Source organism: Akkermansia muciniphila (assembly GCF_030848305.1).
GTDB classification, from domain to species: domain Bacteria; phylum Verrucomicrobiota; class Verrucomicrobiia; order Verrucomicrobiales; family Akkermansiaceae; genus Akkermansia; species Akkermansia muciniphila_A.
This window is the reverse complement of record NZ_CP114598.1, coordinates 2,593,837-2,612,072: the sequence shown is the minus strand read 5'-3', so window position 1 is coordinate 2,612,072 and position 18,236 is coordinate 2,593,837. Positions and strand designations below refer to the sequence as shown.

At 59.2% G+C, this 18,236-nt stretch carries 12 protein-coding genes and 1 tRNA gene; 9 read left to right on the top strand and 4 right to left on the bottom strand.

Annotated elements, in window-relative coordinates; genetic code table 11:
• Positions 1–163 precede the first annotated feature (163 nt).
• The gene (gene uvrA, locus O4G22_RS11315) at positions 164–5,686 is read left to right on the top strand and encodes an excinuclease ABC subunit UvrA (RefSeq protein WP_306701821.1); all 5,523 of its coding nucleotides are present in this window, start codon (positions 164–166) and stop codon (positions 5,684–5,686) included.
• A gap of 124 nt (positions 5,687–5,810) precedes the next feature.
• Here uvrA and O4G22_RS11310 read toward each other — a convergent pair.
• Positions 5,811–5,898: transfer RNA gene (locus tag O4G22_RS11310), tRNA-Ser, on the bottom strand.
• A 129-nt stretch (positions 5,899–6,027) separates the two neighbouring features.
• Positions 6,028–6,840 carry a phosphotransferase-like protein gene (locus O4G22_RS11305; RefSeq protein WP_306701820.1) on the bottom strand — a complete coding sequence of 271 codons (813 nt, stop codon included), beginning with the start codon at positions 6,838–6,840 and terminating at the stop codon, positions 6,028–6,030.
• Between the two features lie 216 nt (positions 6,841–7,056).
• On the opposite strand from O4G22_RS11305, the gene O4G22_RS11300 reads away from it, so the two are divergent.
• Complete coding sequence (locus O4G22_RS11300; protein WP_306701819.1) at positions 7,057–7,431, top strand: TfoX/Sxy family protein; 375 nt, start codon at positions 7,057–7,059, stop codon at positions 7,429–7,431.
• An 84-nt stretch (positions 7,432–7,515) separates the two neighbouring features.
• On the opposite strand, the gene O4G22_RS11295 is transcribed toward O4G22_RS11300, so the two are convergent.
• Entirely contained in the window at positions 7,516–7,785 is a 270-nt protein-coding gene (locus O4G22_RS11295; RefSeq protein WP_256943539.1) for a TlpA disulfide reductase family protein, read from the bottom strand.
• Positions 7,782–8,282, bottom strand: a complete 501-nt coding sequence (locus O4G22_RS11290) for a GNAT family N-acetyltransferase (RefSeq protein WP_094136078.1) — start codon at positions 8,280–8,282, stop codon at positions 7,782–7,784. Before O4G22_RS11290 ends, O4G22_RS11295 begins: the two co-directional genes overlap by 4 nt.
• Positions 8,283–8,466: 184 nt before the next feature.
• Here O4G22_RS11290 and O4G22_RS11285 point away from each other — a divergent pair, with 184 nt between their 5' ends.
• From O4G22_RS11285 to O4G22_RS11255, 7 genes are all read left to right on the top strand, one after another.
• On the top strand, positions 8,467–9,321 hold the full coding sequence (locus O4G22_RS11285; RefSeq protein WP_306701818.1) for a hypothetical protein: 855 nt from the start codon (positions 8,467–8,469) through the stop codon (positions 9,319–9,321).
• Between the two features lie 274 nt (positions 9,322–9,595).
• Positions 9,596–9,739 carry a hypothetical protein gene (locus O4G22_RS11280; protein ID WP_164907766.1) on the top strand — a complete coding sequence of 48 codons (144 nt, stop codon included), beginning with the start codon at positions 9,596–9,598 and terminating at the stop codon, positions 9,737–9,739.
• A gap of 165 nt (positions 9,740–9,904) precedes the next feature.
• Positions 9,905–11,662 carry an arginine--tRNA ligase gene (argS, locus tag O4G22_RS11275; RefSeq protein ID WP_306701817.1) on the top strand — a complete coding sequence of 586 codons (1,758 nt, stop codon included), beginning with the start codon at positions 9,905–9,907 and terminating at the stop codon, positions 11,660–11,662.
• Positions 11,663–11,675: 13 nt separating this feature from the next.
• On the top strand, positions 11,676–13,289 hold the full coding sequence (locus tag O4G22_RS11270) for a tetratricopeptide repeat protein (protein WP_306701816.1): 1,614 nt from the start codon (positions 11,676–11,678) through the stop codon (positions 13,287–13,289).
• A 327-nt stretch (positions 13,290–13,616) separates the two neighbouring features.
• A complete protein-coding gene (locus tag O4G22_RS11265; protein WP_306701815.1) occupies positions 13,617–15,719 on the top strand; it encodes a M3 family metallopeptidase in 2,103 nt (700 codons plus the stop codon).
• Positions 15,720–15,750: 31 nt separating this feature from the next.
• Positions 15,751–17,073: a Gfo/Idh/MocA family protein gene (locus tag O4G22_RS11260; RefSeq protein WP_290488379.1), complete on the top strand. Its 1,323-nt coding sequence runs from the start codon at positions 15,751–15,753 to the stop codon at positions 17,071–17,073.
• A 399-nt stretch (positions 17,074–17,472) separates the two neighbouring features.
• Complete coding sequence (locus O4G22_RS11255; protein WP_306701814.1) at positions 17,473–18,171, top strand: PEP-CTERM sorting domain-containing protein; 699 nt, start codon at positions 17,473–17,475, stop codon at positions 18,169–18,171.
• Positions 18,172–18,236 lie beyond the last annotated feature (65 nt).

Below are 18,236 nucleotides of genomic sequence, written 5' to 3'. Positions count from 1 at the left end.
GAATCGAAAAATACTAGCGGCTGCCGGAAGAAATGCAAGCACGGCCCTCCATTTGTGCCGATGATGACGTAATAGGCTGGACCTGGCTGGACGCCGCTGGAAACCCGGATTCATGACAGGCGCTTCTCTTGGAATGATTCCAAATTAATAATATTCTTTCTCCATGAGTCATTGCGAGGATGGGCGCATCCGCATCCGCGGCGCCCGTGAGCATAATTTGCAGAATGTGGATGTGGATATTCCCCTGGGGCGGCTGACGGTGGTGACGGGACCTTCCGGCTCGGGGAAAACAAGTCTGGCCATGCACACGCTGTACGCGGAAGGCCAGCGGCGTTATATGGAAACTTTTTCCCCGTACGTGCGCCAGTTCATGGACCGCATGGACAAGCCGGACGTGGACGCCGTAGAGAATATTCTTCCGGCCATCGCCCTGCATCAGCGCAACTCCGTCAGGACATCCCGCTCCACGGTGGGGACCATGACGGGGCTGAATGATTACTGGAAGTTTGTTTTCGCCCGTCTGGCCGTGGGCATTGACCCGGAAACAGGACGGGAAATCAAGCCGGAAACGCCGGGCACCATTGATGAAAAACTGCATGCGGACTTCCCCGCCGGAACGGAAGTGATGGTTTGCCTGGAGGTGGCGCGGCCCGAATCTGTGGATCTTCCCGCGTTGAAAAGGAATCTGGTGGCACAGGGGTACTTGCGCGCTTTTGCGCATGGAGAGACCCTCCGGCTGGAGGATGAGGATTGGACGCTGGAGGAAGGAGAACCGCTGCTGGTGGTTCAGGACCGCGTGAGGCTGACGGAAGACCAGAGGGAACGCAGGCTGGAAGCGCTGGAAACGGCCATGCGCCTGGGCGGCGGCGTGGCCCATGTGATTCCCCGTGTGGACGGCGTCTGGCTGTCCGTTTTGAAATTCCGCGGGGACTGGCATCCGCTGATGGAGCCGCGGCCGGGCCTGTTTTCTTTCAATTCCCCCCTGGGGGCGTGCCCGGAATGCCGCGGCTACGGGCGCGTCATCACGATTGACTACAACCGGTGCATCAAGCCGGAACTCAGCGTTCATGACGGGGCCATCCATATTTTTGAGGGGGACGGGAAAGTCTTTTCCGAATGCAAGCGGGACCTGATGCGCGGCTGGCGCAAAAACGCCCGCAAAGTCCGTCTGGATGTGCCGTGGAAGGATTTGAAGCAATGGGAGCGGGACTGGCTGCTGTACGGTGATGGCGATGACCCGGATGAAATGTATGAACAGGGGCTGTGGTACGGCATTGCGGGCTTTTTCAAATATCTGGAAAGCCGCACGCATAAGATGCACGTGCGGGTGTATCTGAGCCGTTTCCGCACATATCAGGAATGCCCCTCCTGCCACGGTTTGCGCCTGAGGCCGGAAGCCCTTCAATTCAAGGTGGGCGGCAAAAGTATGCCGGAACTTTCCGGCATGCCCATGGATGAACTGCTGGCCTGGGTGGATAGGTATGTGACGCCGCGGGCGGATGAAGACCCCGGCTTGAAACATGCCGTGGCGGAACTCAGGAGCCGCCTGGAATATCTGAATGAAGTGGGATTGGGCTACCTGACGTCCGACCGCTCCACGCGGTCCCTGTCCGGAGGGGAAATTGAACGCGTGAGCCTGACCACCTGTCTGGGCGCATCCCTGACGGATACGCTGTTTGTGCTGGATGAACCTACCGTTGGACTTCATCCCCGCGATACGTCCCGTTTGATTTCCGCCATGAACCGGCTCAAAAAGCGCGGGAACACCCTGGTGGTGGTGGAGCATGAGGAAGCGGTCATGCGCGCCGCGGACTGCCTGGTGGACATGGGCCCCGGTTCCGGACGGGAAGGGGGAAGGCTGGTTTATTCCGGGGAGCCTGCCCGGATTGGAGAAATTGCGGAATCCCTGACGGGGGCTTTTCTTTCCGGCAGGCGACGCATCGCGGTGCCCAAAAAGAGGCGCAAGCCGCGCCGGTTTCTGACCGTATCCGGCGCTACGCGCCATAACCTGCGCAAACTGGACGTGAAAGTGCCCCTGGGCGTCTTCACTTGCCTGACAGGCGTCAGCGGGTCCGGGAAAAGCACCCTGGCCCACGATGTTCTTTACCTGAACGCGCTGGTGGAGAAAGGGGCCGTATGTGAGGAAGAACCTGCCCGCGTCAAGTCCATCAAGGGCTGGGAACATCTGGATGAGGTGGTGATGGTGGACCAGAGCCCCATCGTCCGCACCCCGCGCTCCACCCCTGCCGTTTATGCCGGAGTTTTTGAAGAAATACGCTCCCTCTTCGCGGAAACGGAGACGGCCCGCGTGCGCGGCATGAAGCCCGGTTTCTTCTCCTTCAACAGCGGGGACGGCCGGTGTCCGCGCTGCATGGGCATGGGGAGTGAGAAGGTGGAAATGCAGTTTCTTTCCGACATTTTCGTGCAGTGTCCGCTGTGCCGCGGCTCCCGGTACGGGAGTGAAGTGCTGAGCGTGTACCGTGACGGCAGGAATATTGCGGACGTGCTCGGCATGACGGTAGCGGCTGCGCTGGAATGCTTCAGCGCGGAAAAAGGGGCCAAAGCCTCCCGCATCGCTTCCAAGCTGGGCGTGCTTCAGCGCGTAGGGCTGGGGCACCTGACCCTGGGGCAGCCTCTGAATACCCTTTCCGGCGGTGAAAACCAGCGCCTGAAGCTGGCTAAAATCCTGCTGGACCAGATCGGTTCCGGCGCGAACAGCTCCAAGATGCTGATTCTGGACGAGCCGGGAACGGGGCTTCACTTTGCGGACATTGAAGTTTTGCTGGCCGTGTTCCGGGAGCTGGTGGAACAGGGGCATACCCTGCTGGTCATCGAACACAACCCGGAGTTCATCAAATCCGCGGACTACGTGATTGACCTGGGGCCTGAGGGCGGCGCCGGAGGCGGCCATGTGGTGGCCACGGGCACGCCGGAGGAAATTGTAGCCGCCGGAAAGGGATATACGGGCAAATACCTCAGGGATGTGCTGGAAGGCAACCCTTCCGTTTACGACCCTACGGACGCCGCCGTCCCGGAATCCGCGGACATGGATATACCGGAAGGCGTCATGGCCCTGCGGGGAGCGCGCCACCACAACCTGAAAAACGTGGATCTGGACGTGCCGCGGGGAGAAATGACCGTGCTGACCGGGCTTTCCGGCTCCGGGAAGAGCTCCCTGGCCTTTGATATCTTTTTCGCGGAAGGGCAGCGGCGTTTCATGGACGTCATGTCCCCGTACGCCCGGCAATTCACGGAACAGCTGGAAAGTCCGGACATTGACCGCCTGACCGGATTGCCCCCCACGGTGGCTATTGAACAGAACATGTCCCGCGGAGGCACCAAATCCACCGTGGGAACCGTTACGGAAATCTGGCAATTCATGCGTCTGCTGTATGCCAAACTGGGGCAGGCCTATTGCCCGCAGTGCGGCGTTCCGGTGGGCAAAAGGTCGGAATCCGAAGTGGTGGAGCTGGTGGCGAGGGATCTGAAAAAACATGGCGGGCTCGCGTTGCTGGCCCCCCTCGTCAGGGGGCGCAAGGGGCATTACGCCGACCTGGCCCGCTGGGCGGAAGGAAAGGGATATGAGGAAATGTGGGTGGACGGCAAACTGGTTCCCCTGAGCGGATTCCAGCCGCTGGACCGCTATTCCAGCCATGACCTGGACCTGGTCGTTGCACGGCCGGAGGCCTCCTGGCCGCCGGAAAAGCTTGCCGGGGCGGTTCATGCCGCGCTGGAGATGGGGGAAGGGTTTCTGCAAGTGCTCCCGCCCGGTTCCGGCCGCCCGGAACTGATGGGCACCAGGCTGGCATGCGCCTCCTGCGGGCAATCCTTCCCGGAACTGGAACCGTACACGTTCTCCTTCAACTCTCCGCGCGGGTGGTGCCCCGTATGCCGCGGGCATGGAATCGTCGGCAAGGGGAAAGTAAAGGAAGACCAGGCGCAATCCCTGCTGGAAGCCGAATTGAAATATGACAGGGAACTGGCGCGGCAGGCGGACGATGACAAGGGAATAACAACCTGCCCTGCCTGCCGGGGCGTGCGGTTGAATGAATTTGCCCGCTCCGTGCGGCTTCAGGGCGTGACTCCCGGTGACATTGCCTCCCTGCCTGCCGTGGCCGCCGCGGAACTGGTCAAAGGGTGGCGATTTGAACGGGAGGAAGCGCTCATTGCCCGTGACGTCGTGGCGGAAATCACGCAGCGCCTCGACTTTCTCCAGCGGGTGGGGCTGGGCTACCTTTCCCTTGACCGGAGCGCCACGACGCTCTCCGGCGGGGAAACCCAGCGCATCCGCCTGGCTTCCCAGCTGGGCTCCCACCTCCGCGGCGTGCTGTACGTGCTGGATGAACCGACCATCGGCCTGCATCCGCGGGACAACGAATTGCTGCTGGGCACGCTGGATGAACTCAAACGCCGGGGCAACACCCTGCTGGTGGTGGAACATGATGAAGATACCATGAGGTGCGCGGACCATATTGTGGACATGGGGCCGGGAGCCGGCATCCACGGCGGCAGAATCATGGCCCAGGGCACCTTTGAGGAACTGGCCGCCATGCCGGACTCCGTCACGGGCGCGGCCCTGCACCATAAGCCCAGGCACCCCTACCGCGGGAAAAGGCGCAGGATTCCTTCCAAAAAGGATGAATCCGCGTGGTTGCGCGTGGAGGGCTGCCGCCTGCACAATCTGAAGGACGTGAACGCGGCCATTCCCAAGGGACGGCTGACGGTGCTCACCGGCGTGTCCGGTGCGGGGAAAACCTCCCTGATGACGGGAACCATCCGTCTGGCTGCGCGCCAGGCCATCGGCGACAAGCTCACGAGGGACCAGAGAAAATTATGGAAAACCTCTTCCGGCTTTGACTCCATCCGCATGGTGTACGGCGTGGACCAGAGCCCCATCGGCAAAACGCCCCGTTCCACCCCAGCCACCTACGTGGGTTTCCTGGACGACATCCGGACCCTGTTCGCGCAGACGGCTGACGCCCGCAGGCTGGGCTTTGACCGCGGCCGCTTCTCCTTCAATACGGGGCAGGGCAACTGTGAATCCTGCAAGGGTACGGGCATGCAAAAGCTGGAAATGGACTTCCTGCCCCCCTGCTATGTGCCGTGCGAGACCTGCCGGGGCAAACGCTACAACGCCGCCACCCTGACCGTGAGGTACAAGGGGAAGACCATTGCGGACGTGCTCCAGATGGACTTTGCGGAAGCGGCGGAATTTTTTGAAAGCCAGCCCCGCATCTCGGACCCCCTCAAACTGCTGTCGGAAACCGGCCTGGGCTATCTGACGCTGGGGCAGGCCTCCAACACGCTTTCCGGCGGGGAGGCCCAGCGGCTCAAGCTGGTGACGGAACTCATCAAGGGCCGGCGCGTCAGCCGGAACGCCCTGATGAAAGGCAGGGAGCTGCCCGGAGACCTGTACCTGATTGAAGAACCCTCCATCGGCCTGCATCCGCGGGATGTGCGGCTGCTCATTGACGTGTTGCACCGTCTGGCGGACCAGGGAAACACCGTCATCGTCATTGAACATAACACGGAAATCATGGCGGAAGCGGACTACGTCATCGACATGGGCCCCGGCCCCGGCGATGCCGGAGGAACCATCGTGGCGGAAGGCACGCCGGAACAGATAGCCAAAAAAGACTCTCCCACGGCGGAATACATCCGCCGGGAACTGGATGGAGAGTCTTAGGCGGGAGGAAGGATTGATAAGACACTCAGGGCCGTTCCGGGAATGCCGGGGCGGTCGCCGTATTCGTCTGCCTTTTTCTGTTCCGCGAAAACAGGCATGGCTTGTGCCCGGCATTAAAGAAGTTTGGCGGAGAGAGTGGGATTCGAACCCACGGTGGGTTGCCCCACGGCGGTTTTCAAGACCGCTGCATTAAACCGCTCTGCCATCTCTCCATGCAACAAGCGCGGGCACAGGCTACCGTAACGAAGGCGGTTCTGTAAAGTCCTATTCATGTCTTTCCGGCATGTTTGCGGGAACAGCCCGTTTTCCCAAATGGGAGGCTGCCGCCTGTTCCCGCGGCATCAGGGCAGGAATTCTCCCGGCAGGAGGCTGATGAGCCGCATGGCGCATTTTCGGGGAGCGTCTTCGGAAGTGTCTATGGAGAAATCATGCGGGAAATGGCGGTGGATGCCCGCGTGCTGGCGCTGGGCATGGGCCGGGGCTGGGGTCCGGTCAGTGCGGCGCCGCTCGCGCTCCAGCAGAACATCCTGACGGCATTCCACTTTGACCAGGATGCGGGGGATGCCGTCCAGGCGGTTCAGGAGGTCCTGAATCCAGCGGGGGGATTCGCCGATGACGTGGTCCACGATGACCAGGGCGCCTTTCCGGGCCGCCTCTGCAATGGCGGCGTGGAAAGATTCAATGAAGGGCAGGCCGGATTCCCTGACGGCATCCAGGGCGGTTTCATGCTTTCCCTGGCTCATGGCCAGATAATCGTCCATGGAGAAAATCATGGCTTCCTCTTTCAGCAGAAGCCGCAAGTTCCGGGCCAGCGTGCTTTTTCCCGCGCTGGAGGCTCCGTTGAGCAGGATAACGCGCCCGCTCCGCGGTCGGGGAGCTTTCCGTTTCTCCACAGGCTCTTCTTTCCAGTACAGGCGGAACCTGCCTCCTTTCTTTTTCCCTGTCGCCGGGTTTTTCCCCGTAGTTTCATGACTTTCCGGACGGCTCGCGGAGGTGTTTTGATCGCCGTCTTCCGTCCGGCAGGTTCCGGCCCCTTCCATAAGGGAGGGGGCTTCCTGACGGGAGATGCAGGCTGGTTTCCTGAGGATGTCGGACGCGGCGGTCATGGAAGGTTCATGGGCATCATGAATAAAAAGATTCGTCAGGGCAATCATAAGAATGGCTTCGTGCGGACGGAATTGCCGCCGTTCGTGGCTTGCCGGGCAGGGGCGGGAGAGGATCTTCTTACGGAGCGGCCGCGGCGGCATGGATGCCGTCCGTCATGACTCCGTGGGGCATGCTGCGCCTTTTCCCGTCAATAACGGGGATGCCTCGTTCCTGCCGTCAGCCTTCCCGGCTGTCATTTGCTTCTTGCAGCGGGTAAGGGAGGCATGAGAGAGTTCGGCATGGCTTCTTCCCCGGATGTAGTAGAGTATATTTGTTTCCAGCTCCGGCATGCCGGGGATATTTCCTTCAGAAAAATGTTTGGGGACTACGGATTGTACTGCGGCCGGACATTCTTCGGTTTGGTGTGTGACAACCAGTTGTATGTCAAGATAACGGAGCCGGGGTTGAAGATGTTTCCGCAACAGGAGCAGGGCTGTCCCTATCCCGGCGCCAGGCCGCATTTCCTGGTGACGGAGCTGGACGATGACCGGGCCATCTCCTCCCTTGTCAGGGAAACATGCTCCGTTCTGGCTGCTCCGGCGGTTCCGGAGGGGAGGAAGAAAAAGGTGTCCGGTGAAAAAAGAAGCAGGCGCCCTTAGACGTCTGCCGGCAGGAAATGGCTGCTTGAGGGAAAGGTTATTTTCCGGGAGTTTCCGGAGCGGCCAGGGAGGAGAGGCTCTTCTTCAGGCTGGCGGCGGCAGTCCGCCCGGGCAGGGGGCCTCCGGAATGCTCAGACTCTGGTAAATGGGGAAAGTGATTTTCTTTTCTTCCAGGAACTGTTTGACCCTGGGGGACGGAATCTGGCAGTGGCTGCCTATGACGGTAAAGCCCTTGGACTGGAATTTTTCCTGCAATTCCTGCAGATGCGGCATGCTGGCGATGCAGGGCGGGCTCCGGGGCCGCGCCCGGCTAGGAAAGACTTGACAGTTTTTTCTGAGGGAGAGGTGTTTCAGGCAATATCCAGTCCCATGATGTAGTCTGTCATATAATACCCGTGTCCGATGTGGAAATCCCCGCGTTCCAGTTCCCGCATGCCCATGCGCTGATAAAATTCCACCGCCCGGGTGTTATAACGGTTCACATTCAGGCGCATCAGGCACGGTTCCGGATGGATGCTCCTGATGTAGCTGATGGCGTGGCGGAACAGAAAGCTTCCGATGTGCAGGCCCTGGAAGCCGGGCAGAACGTAGATTTTCTGCAAATGGAAGACGCCGGGGCCTTCCGGCTGGACGGACAGGTAGCCGCAGTCCTTGCCTTCATGGGAGACGATAAAGTACACGTGCCCCTCCTCCATCTGTTTTTCCAGGTTGGCGGGGGAATACATCCAGTCCATCATGAAATCCATCTGCTCTCTGGAAAGGAGGTTCCGGTAAGTGGCCGGAAAAGCCTGGCTGGCCAGTTCATGGATCAGCGTGATGTCGTCCTTAGAGGCTTGGCGGAGAGTCGGCATGTCAGGAATATTACACGGAAAAGCGTCGGATGAAAAGGGCCTCCTCCCCATTTCCTGCGGAATTTTCCGGCATGGCCTATTTTCCCCTACCTATTCCGGCGGAGACATCCTATGCTGAACGCCGCCGTTTTTCTGACAGCCTCCGGGAAATGCTGTTTTTATTGCGAACTTTGCATGTCCAGTCATGAAAGAACCCATCCCCATACAACAATGGCTTCCCGCGGGGCCTCTGAGGGACATGGGTGAAAAATATGTAAGCCAGCTTCCGGATGTGGCGCAAAATCCCATCGGTCCGGAATCCCTCATGCACCAGTCGGATCATTCCTGGTCGGAATACCTGGTTGCTTATTCCCTTCTGTACCCGGGAATAGCGATTATCCTGGCCCTGCTGGGAGGGCTGGGGCTTTGGGCCTTCTTCATTTTTTGCCGCCGCCGGGAATATGCCCACCGCATTTTCTGTTCCAAGTGCGGCTCCATGATGTACCCGTGCGGCCTGCACTGCCCGGAGTGCGGCACGTCCAATCCGTCCCCACGCGCCCTGAACTGGATAGGATATTCCAGGCTGCGCACCGTGGTTCCTCCCTCCGGATGGAAAAGGCATGAGGAAGTTCTCCGCAGCTACCGGCGGTGTTTTTACTGCGGGCAGCCGCTTCGTGAGCCCTCTCTTGACCAGAGCTGCCCCGCCTGCGGCAGGGCGGTGCTCCAGGGGGAGGAGTCCGTGAACCGGTATGATGCGTATATTGGCCGCCGCAGGGGGTGGACCTTCGCTGCCGTGGTCGTGCTGGGGGTGATTCCCATTTTGGGGCCGCTGCTGGCTTCCTCCCTGTACAAGAGAACGCTCATTAATCCGTATTCCCTGTACATGACCGTATACCGGGAAAGCTTCCTGATGGTGGTGCTTTTCCTGTGCCGCCATTTGTTTCGCCTGCTGCCGTTCATCGGCGTCATCGGCATGCCCATCCTCTGCGTGACGGAATACCACCTGTACCGGCGCATGTTCCTGTGGAAAGCGGAGAAACATGATTTCAGGGGGGAATGAAGCGGGAAGCTCTTTTCCTGTAATGCCTTTCCGGCGCCTGAGCGGAAAATCATGGGGTGCGGATCTGTTTGGAACCCGGGCAGCGTATCGTTTGGTGAGATTCTTCTGATTAACGTCTTATATCTTATTGTATCAAGTATGACAAGGAATGCCTGGTTTTCTTATGGACTAAACTTACCTGGTACAGTATGTAGGAGGTGTTCCCCGGAGGGGGGCACGGGAAGATTCCCCAAAGCCCCGCATACGGAGGAACAAAACCTGTAATATCAATAAGATGAAAATGAAAAGAAAACTGGCATCGGTTCTGGCGAAGGCTTTCTCCGGAAAGTCCGTGCCGGAAAAGAAACGGGAAAGGGAGGCCAGGGCCTCCAGGAAACTGGAAGCGTGGCTGAAGACTTCCAGAATGCGCTCCTTCTAGGGAAGCGCCCGCTGAAGTGAAAGGCGGATTCGGGCGCCGGGCGTCCGGTTCGCCGGCTGGGACGGGGATGTCATCTCCGTCCTGTTGTTTTTACCGGAAAAGGTATGTCTTGATGACAGTTGCGCCTTGACTACGGCGGTGGAATGTCCGTTCATCTGGACAGACATGACCATACCCGGAATTCTTGAAGAAAAGTTGTCCTCCGCGTTAAAAGCGGTGTTGGGGGAGGAGCTTCCCGCTGATTTTCACGCCTCGGTGACGCCCTCCGCTGATTTGCGGTTCGGGGATTACCAGAGCAACGCCGCCATGGTGCTTGCCAAGCGGTGCCGCACGAATCCCCGTGCGCTCGCCCAGCAGGTGGCGGACCGGATAGGGCAGGATGCCGTGTGCTCTCTGGAGATTGCCGGGCCCGGATTTATCAATTTCCGCATCAGGCCGGAATTTTACGCAGCGCGCCTGCTGGCCATGCTGGCGGATGACCGGCTGGGGGTGGAAAAAGTGCAGGACCCCAAAACCATTGTCATTGACTTTTCCGCTCCTAACGTCGCCAAGCCGATGCATGTGGGCCACATCCGCTCCACCATCATTGGTGACGCCCTTTCCCGCGTGGCCCGCTTCGTGGGACACCATGTGATTACGGACAACCACATTGGTGACTGGGGGACCCAGTTCGGCATGATTCTGTGGGGCTGGAAGAATATTCTGGATGAACAGGCGCTGGCCGCCAACCCCATTGACGAGCTGCTGCGGGTGTACAAGGATGTGAACCTGATGTGCAAGGAAAAGCCGGAACTGCTGGATACCTGCAAGGCGGAACTGGTGAAGCTCCAGGCCGGGGACGGGGAAAACCTGGCCATCTGGAAACGCTGCGTGGAAGTTTCCAAATCCGGCCTTTCCAAGATTTACGACCAGCTTGACATCCATTTTGATTACTGGCTGGGGGAAAGCTTTTACAATGATGCCCTGGCCCCGCTGGTGGACGGCATGATCGCCGCCGGAATGGCCCGGGAGAGCGACGGCGCCATCTGCGTGTTTTCCGACGGTTCCGTGCCTCTCAATGAAGACCCCTTCCTTGTACAGGACAAGGGGGAATGGCGCGCCAACCCCTGCATTATCCGGAAAGCGGACGGAGGCTTCCTGTACGCCACCACGGACCTCGCGACGCTGGACCACCGCATCAAGACGTGGGGCGCGGATTCCATCTGGTACGTGGTGGGCGCCCCGCAGGCCCTGCATTTCAGGCAGATTTTCTCCACGCAACGCCGCCGCGGCATGGACGGGGACTACCGGCACATCGCGTTCGGCTCCATTCTGGGGGATGACCGCAAGCCGTTTAAGACGCGCTCCGGGGATACGGTTTCCCTTCAGGATGTGCTGGATGAAGCCATTGAACGCGCGGCCCGCGTGGTGGAGGAGAAGAGCCCGGACATGCCGGAGGAGGACAAGAAGCGCGTGGCGGAAGTGGTGGGCATAGGCGCCGTGAAGTTTGCGGAGCTTTCCCAGAACCGCATGACGGATTATGTTTTCAACTGGGACAAGATGCTGGCCCTTCAGGGAGATACGGCCCCGTACCTCCAGAACTCCTACGTGCGCGTCCGCTCCATCTTCCGCAAGCTGGACGGCGGGCCTTTGGACTGGTCCGCCCCCATTCAGCTTTCGGAAGACGCGGAAATCCATCTGGCCCGGCTTCTGGCCCGCTACGGGGAAGTGGTGCCGCAGGTGCTGGACGACTGCCGTCCAAACATGCTGGCCGCCTACCTGTTTGACCTGGCCAGGGCTTTCCATTCCTTCTATGAGGCGTGCCCGGTCCTGAAGTCGGAAGGGACGGTGCGGCACTCCCGCCTGGCCCTGTGCGAGCTGACCGCACGCACGCTGAAGCACGGGCTGGGCCTGCTGGGCATCCAGCTTCCGGACAGGATGTAACCGTTTCTTCCGTATGGCCGCCTCTTTCCTCCATGTCCTGCTGGCCTCCGCCGTGGCGGGGTGTTCTTCCGCCGCCGCGGACGGGGCACACGGGTACTGGATGAACAGCCCGTCCCTGAACGGCTGGCGGGAAGCCGTCTTCCGCGCCGGCGTTCCGGCGCAGCCTGCCGTGCTGCCGCCCGGCGTGGAGCCGATGATGGTGGGTTCCTCATCTCCCGCCGCGCAAATGCTGGTGCTGGAGGGAATGACGCATCTGCTCACGTTCGGGGACATGCGGGCTTTCCTTAAATTTGACGCCGCTCTCCGTCTGGACCCGGACTGCCTCATGGCCCATTGGGGCAGGTGCATGAGCCTGATGGGCGCGGGACCCGCTTTCCAGGAACAGCGCGTCCATTCCATGAAGCGCATGAAAGAGCTGGCGCTCCGTCCGGATTGCCCGGAACAGGAACGCGCTTATGCGGATGCCCTGGCCGTGCTGCTGATGGATGGCCCCGTGAAGGCGCAGGAAGCGTGGAAAACCATCTGTTCCACCTGGAAGCGCGACCCGTACGCTCCCCTCTTTTACGCCATGCTCCTGCGGGACGGCTTTGACGGGCAGGGCAACCCCGGAGAAGGGCAGAAGGAAGCCGTCCGCGTGGTGGAAGCCGTCCTGAAGGAACGCCCCGGCTCCCAGGCCGCCCTGTTCATGCGTGCCCTGCTGGAGGAAGTGGCTCCATCCATTTCTCCGGAAACGGTGGAAACCGCCCGCAGGGCCGTGGCCGCCAACCCCTTTTCCGCGTCCGCTCATCATTTGCTGGGCCATTGCCTGTTCCGCACAGGTGATTATGAAGGGGCTTCCGCTGCTTTCAAGGAGTCTGAAAATCTGTGCCTGGCCTGGGAAAAGGCAGAAAATGTGCCTCCCGCGCTGGATGACGCCTACTTCCGCTCCATCCTTTACCGTGCCGTTTCCGAATTCTGCGCCGGCCATTACAAAAAGGCGGAGGCCATTGCCTCCAGAGCCGCTTCCGTTCCCCTGGACAAAAAGCATCCGCTGGCTCCCGGAACCCTGCTTCAGCTATGGGAGGCCAGGACGTTGCCTGCGCGCCTGATGCTGGCCCGGCCTGTCATTCCCCGGCAGGCCCTTGTGCTCAAGGCTTTTCCGGGGCCTCTTCCCAAGGGATTTCCAGATTTAAGCAACGGCATGACCGCCGTGGCCACCCAATACATGGGCGCATGTTACGCCGCCAGGCAGGGCAGAACGGATGCCGTGGCGTCCTCCTTTGACAAGATGTCCGGCATTCTGCGGCTGCTGATGGACGGCGCGGACGCCGCCCGGAGGCAGATGAGCGTTTCCTACTGGGCGCGCTGCCTCCAGATGGGCAGCCTGTATTCTTCTGAAATCCGCTCCCTCATGTTTCCGGATTCCGCCAATGTCTGGATGTCTGAGGCCATACGGAGCCAGCGTTTTTCCTCCCTGCTCCTGCCTCCCGTAGTGCCATACCCCGCGGAATGGGTTCTGGCCCGCGCCTACCTGAAAGCCGGGAAATTCCGGGAATGCGCGGATATGTGCGAACAGGCGCTGAAACGCTTCCCGAACCATGCCGGAGTTCTGGAGACCCTGGACAAGGCCCGTTTTTCCGGAAAATAATCCGGAATAAGCGGTGGAAACGGTTCTGGCGCCCGGTTTTGGACTGGAAACGGCATTTCCCCGCATCGCGCTGGAACATGACGTCCAATCCCGGGGCAGGAAGCTTGTTCATCTTGAAAAATAAGCCTGCGGTGATAAAAAAGGGGCGTGAAGCCGTGCCCGAAAGGGCGGATTCCGTCCCCGCCGCATTCATCAAGATGCCCAGCAGGCCGCGGCCGTTCCGCCGGATGTCTCTGAAACATGGTAAGTTTTATTTTTTCATGGCTGTTGCGGCAAATGCCGGAACGCGGTCGTTTTCATTTTCAATAACATCATACATCAAGCAATATGAACCATCCCTATCTGGACCCCGCCTTTCTGGTTTCCTGGTCCCGGCTTACGCCGGAGGCCATCAAGCCGGACATCACGGAAGCCATCTCCCGCGCCAAAGAGAATATCCGGGCCATCTGTGACCAGCCGCTGGATTCCCTGACTTATGAAAGCACCTTCGGCGCTCTGGAAAAGGCTTCCGAGGACCTGCACCTGGGCTGGGGCCGCATCATGCACCTGGACTCCGTCAATGACGAACCCGCCCAGCGGGAGGCCATCGGGGAAATGCTGCCGGAAGTGGTGGCCTTCTCCTCCTCCGTGCCTCTGAACCCGCGCCTGTGGACGGTGCTGAAAGCCGCGGCCTCCTGTGACTGGGTGGAAGACCTTTCCCCCGTCAGGCAGCGTTTCATCCAGGAAACGCTGGCGGATTTCCGCGAGAGCGGGGCGGACCTGCCGGACGACGTGAAGCCGGAATACGCGGAAATAGAAGCCCAGCTCTCCCTGAAGACCAAGAAATTCGCGGAAAACGTGCTGGACTCCACCAACGCCTGGGAACTCATTGTGGAAGATGAGGCGGAACTCTCCGGGCTGCCGGATTCCGTGAAGGAGGCCGCCCGCCTGGACGCCCTGGCCAACGGCCACGGCACGGAAGAAGATCCCCGCTGGCGCTTCACCCAGAAATTCACCTCCCTCCAGCCTGTCATGCAGTTTGCGGACTCGGACAGTCTGCGCCGCCGCATGTGGGAGGGCTCCTGTTCCATCGGAAAAGGGGGTGAATACGATAATGAAGCCCTCATCGCTGAAATCCTGGAACTGAGGGACAGGAAAGCCCATTTGCTGGGGTACGGCTGCTTTGCGGATTACGCCACCTCCCGCCGCATGGCCGGGAGCGGGGCCAACGCCCTGAAATTCATCAATGACCTGCATGACAAGGTAAAGCCCTCTTTCCTGAAGGACATGGAAGCCGTCCGCAGATACAAGGAGGAAAAAACCGGAAAACCCGTGGAAAAACTTTCCCCGTGGGAAACCGGCTACTGGTCTGAAAAACGCCGCCGCGAACTGTACGCTTTTGACGAGGAAGACCTGCGCCCGTATTACTCCGTGGAAAAAGTCATGGAAGGACTCTTTTCCATCTACTCCGGCCTGTACGGCATTACGGTGACGCCGCGCCCTACGGTGGCGTTCAAACCCGGTGAATCCGGGGAAGCGCTGGAAGGCGCGGTGGAGGTATGGCATCCGGACGTCCTGTTCTATGAATTGCATGATGCGGAAAGCGGGGAGCACCTGGGTTCCTTTTACGCGGACTGGCATCCGCGGGACTCCAAGCGCGCCGGGGCATGGATGAACTGCCTGAGCGTAGGGGAACCGCCGCATGGCGGCAAACCCCGCGCGCCCCATCTGGGTCTCATGGTCGGCAACATGACCAAGCCCGTGGGGGACAAGCCCGCTCTGCTGTCCCACCGGGAGGTGGAGACCATTTTTCATGAATTCGGCCATTTGCTGCACCAGCTCCTTTCCGACGTGGAAGTGAAGTCCCTGGCGGGTACCAACGTGGCCTGGGATTTTGTGGAACTGCCCTCCCAGATTAATGAAAACTGGTGTTGGGAGAGGGAATCCGTGGACCTCTTCGCCGCCCACTATGAAACGGGTGAAAAAATACCGGACGAACTGTTCTCCAAAATGCGCTCCGCCCGCAATTATATGAGCGGCACGGATTTCATGCGCCAGCTCTGCTTCGGCAAGCTGGATTTGGAGCTTCACGTCAACTGGCCGCAGTACAAGGGCGTTCCGCTGGAAGAAACGGATGAACGCATCCTGGCGGACTACCGGGTGCCGATGACGGACCGCGGCCCTTCCGTGGCGCGCCGCCTGACGCACATCTTCGCGGATCCCACGGGCTATGCCTCCGGCTACTACTCCTACAAATGGGCGGAGGTGCTGGAAGCGGACGCTTTCAGCCGCTTCCTGAAGGAAGGAGTGCTGAACCCGCAAACCGGGCGCGACTTCCGCCGCTGCATCCTCAGCAAGGGCAACAGCAAGCCCGCCGCGGAACTCTACCGCGACTTCATGGGCCGTGATCCGGACGCGGAAGCGCTGCTGGTCAAATCCGGCGTTCTTTAACCTCTTTACCCACATTATCTGAACAATCCTTATGTCTGAACAAAAGAGACTCTCTCTCGCCGGCGTCGGTTGCGGTTCCCGTACGCGCACTTACATGAAGCTGGCCATGGAACAAAAAGACCGCTACCGCATTGCCGCCGCGGCGGATCCCGTCAAACAGCGCACGGAAGCCGTCCGCGATTTTGCCCCGGAGGAGGAACGGGACTCCGTCCGTCTGTTCAAGGACGCCGCCTCCCTGCTGGCGGAGCCGCGCCTGGCGGACGTGGCTATCATCGGCACACAGGACGACTACCATTACGCTCCCTGCAGGAAGGCCATGGAGCTGGGCTATCATGTCCTGCTGGAAAAACCCATTGCCAAGACGCTGAAAGAAGCGCTGGAACTTAGGGATATGGCCCGTGCGCTGAAGCGCCGCGTGGCCGTGTGCCACGTGCTGCGCTACACCCAGTTTTACCGGACCCTGAAAAAAATCATCGACAGCGGGGAAATCGGGGACGTCATCACCTTCAACGCCAATGAAGGCGTGGGGGCGTGGCACTTCGCCCACTCTTTCGTACGCGGACACTGGGGCAACAGCAAGACCTCCACTCCCATGATCGTAGCCAAATGCTGCCATGACATGGATATCCTCTACTGGCTCATGGGACGGCGTAAATGCCTCTCCGTCGCCAGCTTCGGAGAGCTTACCTTCTTTACGAAAAAGACGCTCTCATCCCCCCGGCCGGAACGCTGCACGGACTGGACCGCCCCGGTGGGGGAAGACCCCTGGGACGCCCGCAAATACGCTACGGACGACGAATGCAAACGCTGGCTGGGAATGGTGTATGACCGTGCGCAGGAAGCTACCGCGGAAGAAATCTGCGAATGGCTGAAAACTTCCCCGTGGGGCAGGGACTACCTCCAGTGCGACAACGACCAGCCGGACCACCAGGTTTCCATCATGCGCTTTGAGGGAGGCCTGACGGGCACGTTCACGATGACGGCTTTCGAACAGGGACGCCACATTGAAGTGTACGGAACCAAAGGCAAAATCCGCGCCGGGGCCTTCTACAAGGAAAACGGCCCCGGTGAAATCACCGTGACGCCCCACTTTGGCGGCAAAACCCGCGTGGTGGAGCTGGAGGAGCTGGCCGGAGGATACCAGGGGCACGGCGGAGGCGACTGGGGATTGATTGAGGCTCTGTATGATGACATGCTGACGGTGCCCTCTCCGGAAGATATGACCACCTCCATTGAAGAATCCGCCCATTCCCATGTCATGGCCTTTGCCACGGAACACGCCCGGCTGACCGGTCAGGTGGTGGATGTGGCTGAGTTCGAGCGCAAGGTGGCGGACGGAAGTCTGGATTATTGATGCGTTTTTCCCGTGGTTGGGAACAAAAAGCGCAGACATTCCGAGTGTCTGCGCTTTTTATATATGGAATTCCATCCTTTTTTTAAACGAATTTGGAATCCGCAGCGCAAATGCAAGAGATAGGATATTTTTGTATCAAAAAATGTTCCGATTATCGGGATTTCTATTAACTATATATGTAATGCATTAATAATTAATTTGAAAAATCTATCTTCACGAAAAGAGGATGAAGCGGGATATCGTTTTCTTTCCTGCGTGTTTATAAAAAATGGAGAGGGAAAATTTGTCTTGTCCTCCGGTCAGTACTGGAGGGAAAAATACGGTAACAGGTTTACGCTTTTCCCATTTTATAATTTTACGTTGACGCCGGATTCCAAATTCGGTATGACACATACCGTTATGAGAAAAACATTATCTCTCTTGGCGGTTTTGGCCTTGGCCTCCATGGCTAATGCTGCTTCATTTTCCGTTGACCTGTCTCCAACAGGGGCAGGAACCACGGGTGTTTCTTCTTCCGGGATTTCTCCTCAAGATGTCTTCGGTTACAATGTTCAGGAATGGCACGGAACTTGGGAAAACAGTTCCTTGAATGGTCAGGTGGGGTTTGAAGCAGGAACCCTCAAGCTGCAAATTGGAGCTGTGGCGTCCAATAATGCGGGGGGAAATTTTGCCGGGCTCAAATTTGAGATGCCGTCCGGGACGGATTCTGCAACTTTGTCTTTTGACATTTCCAAAAGCGCTTCTTGGGGAGGTTCTCTTGGGTCTTTTGAATGCAAATACATTTGCAATGTCTATGGTTTCTCGGATGATGGAACATCCTCAGTCATAGGGACGTGGACGCTGGAAAACGCCAAGACGGCCCTGACGAGCAGCCCAACTTCCGTTTCCGTTGACCTGGATTTGAGCGGAGCGGGGAATTATTCATCTTATGGGTTGATATTCAATTCTATGGAGACTTCATCATTAGGGTCTGGTGCCGGTATGGCCGCTGACATTACCAATATCAGTCTTTCCGGGGAAGTTGTTCCGGAACCGGCTACGGCATCCCTTGGGCTCCTTGGTTTGGGAGCTCTTCTTCTGCGCCGCCGCAGGGATTGATGGAGGCGGACAAGTGATTTAGCCGGGCAGACTTTGTCAAAGCCGGTTTTGTGAAAGGAGGGGAT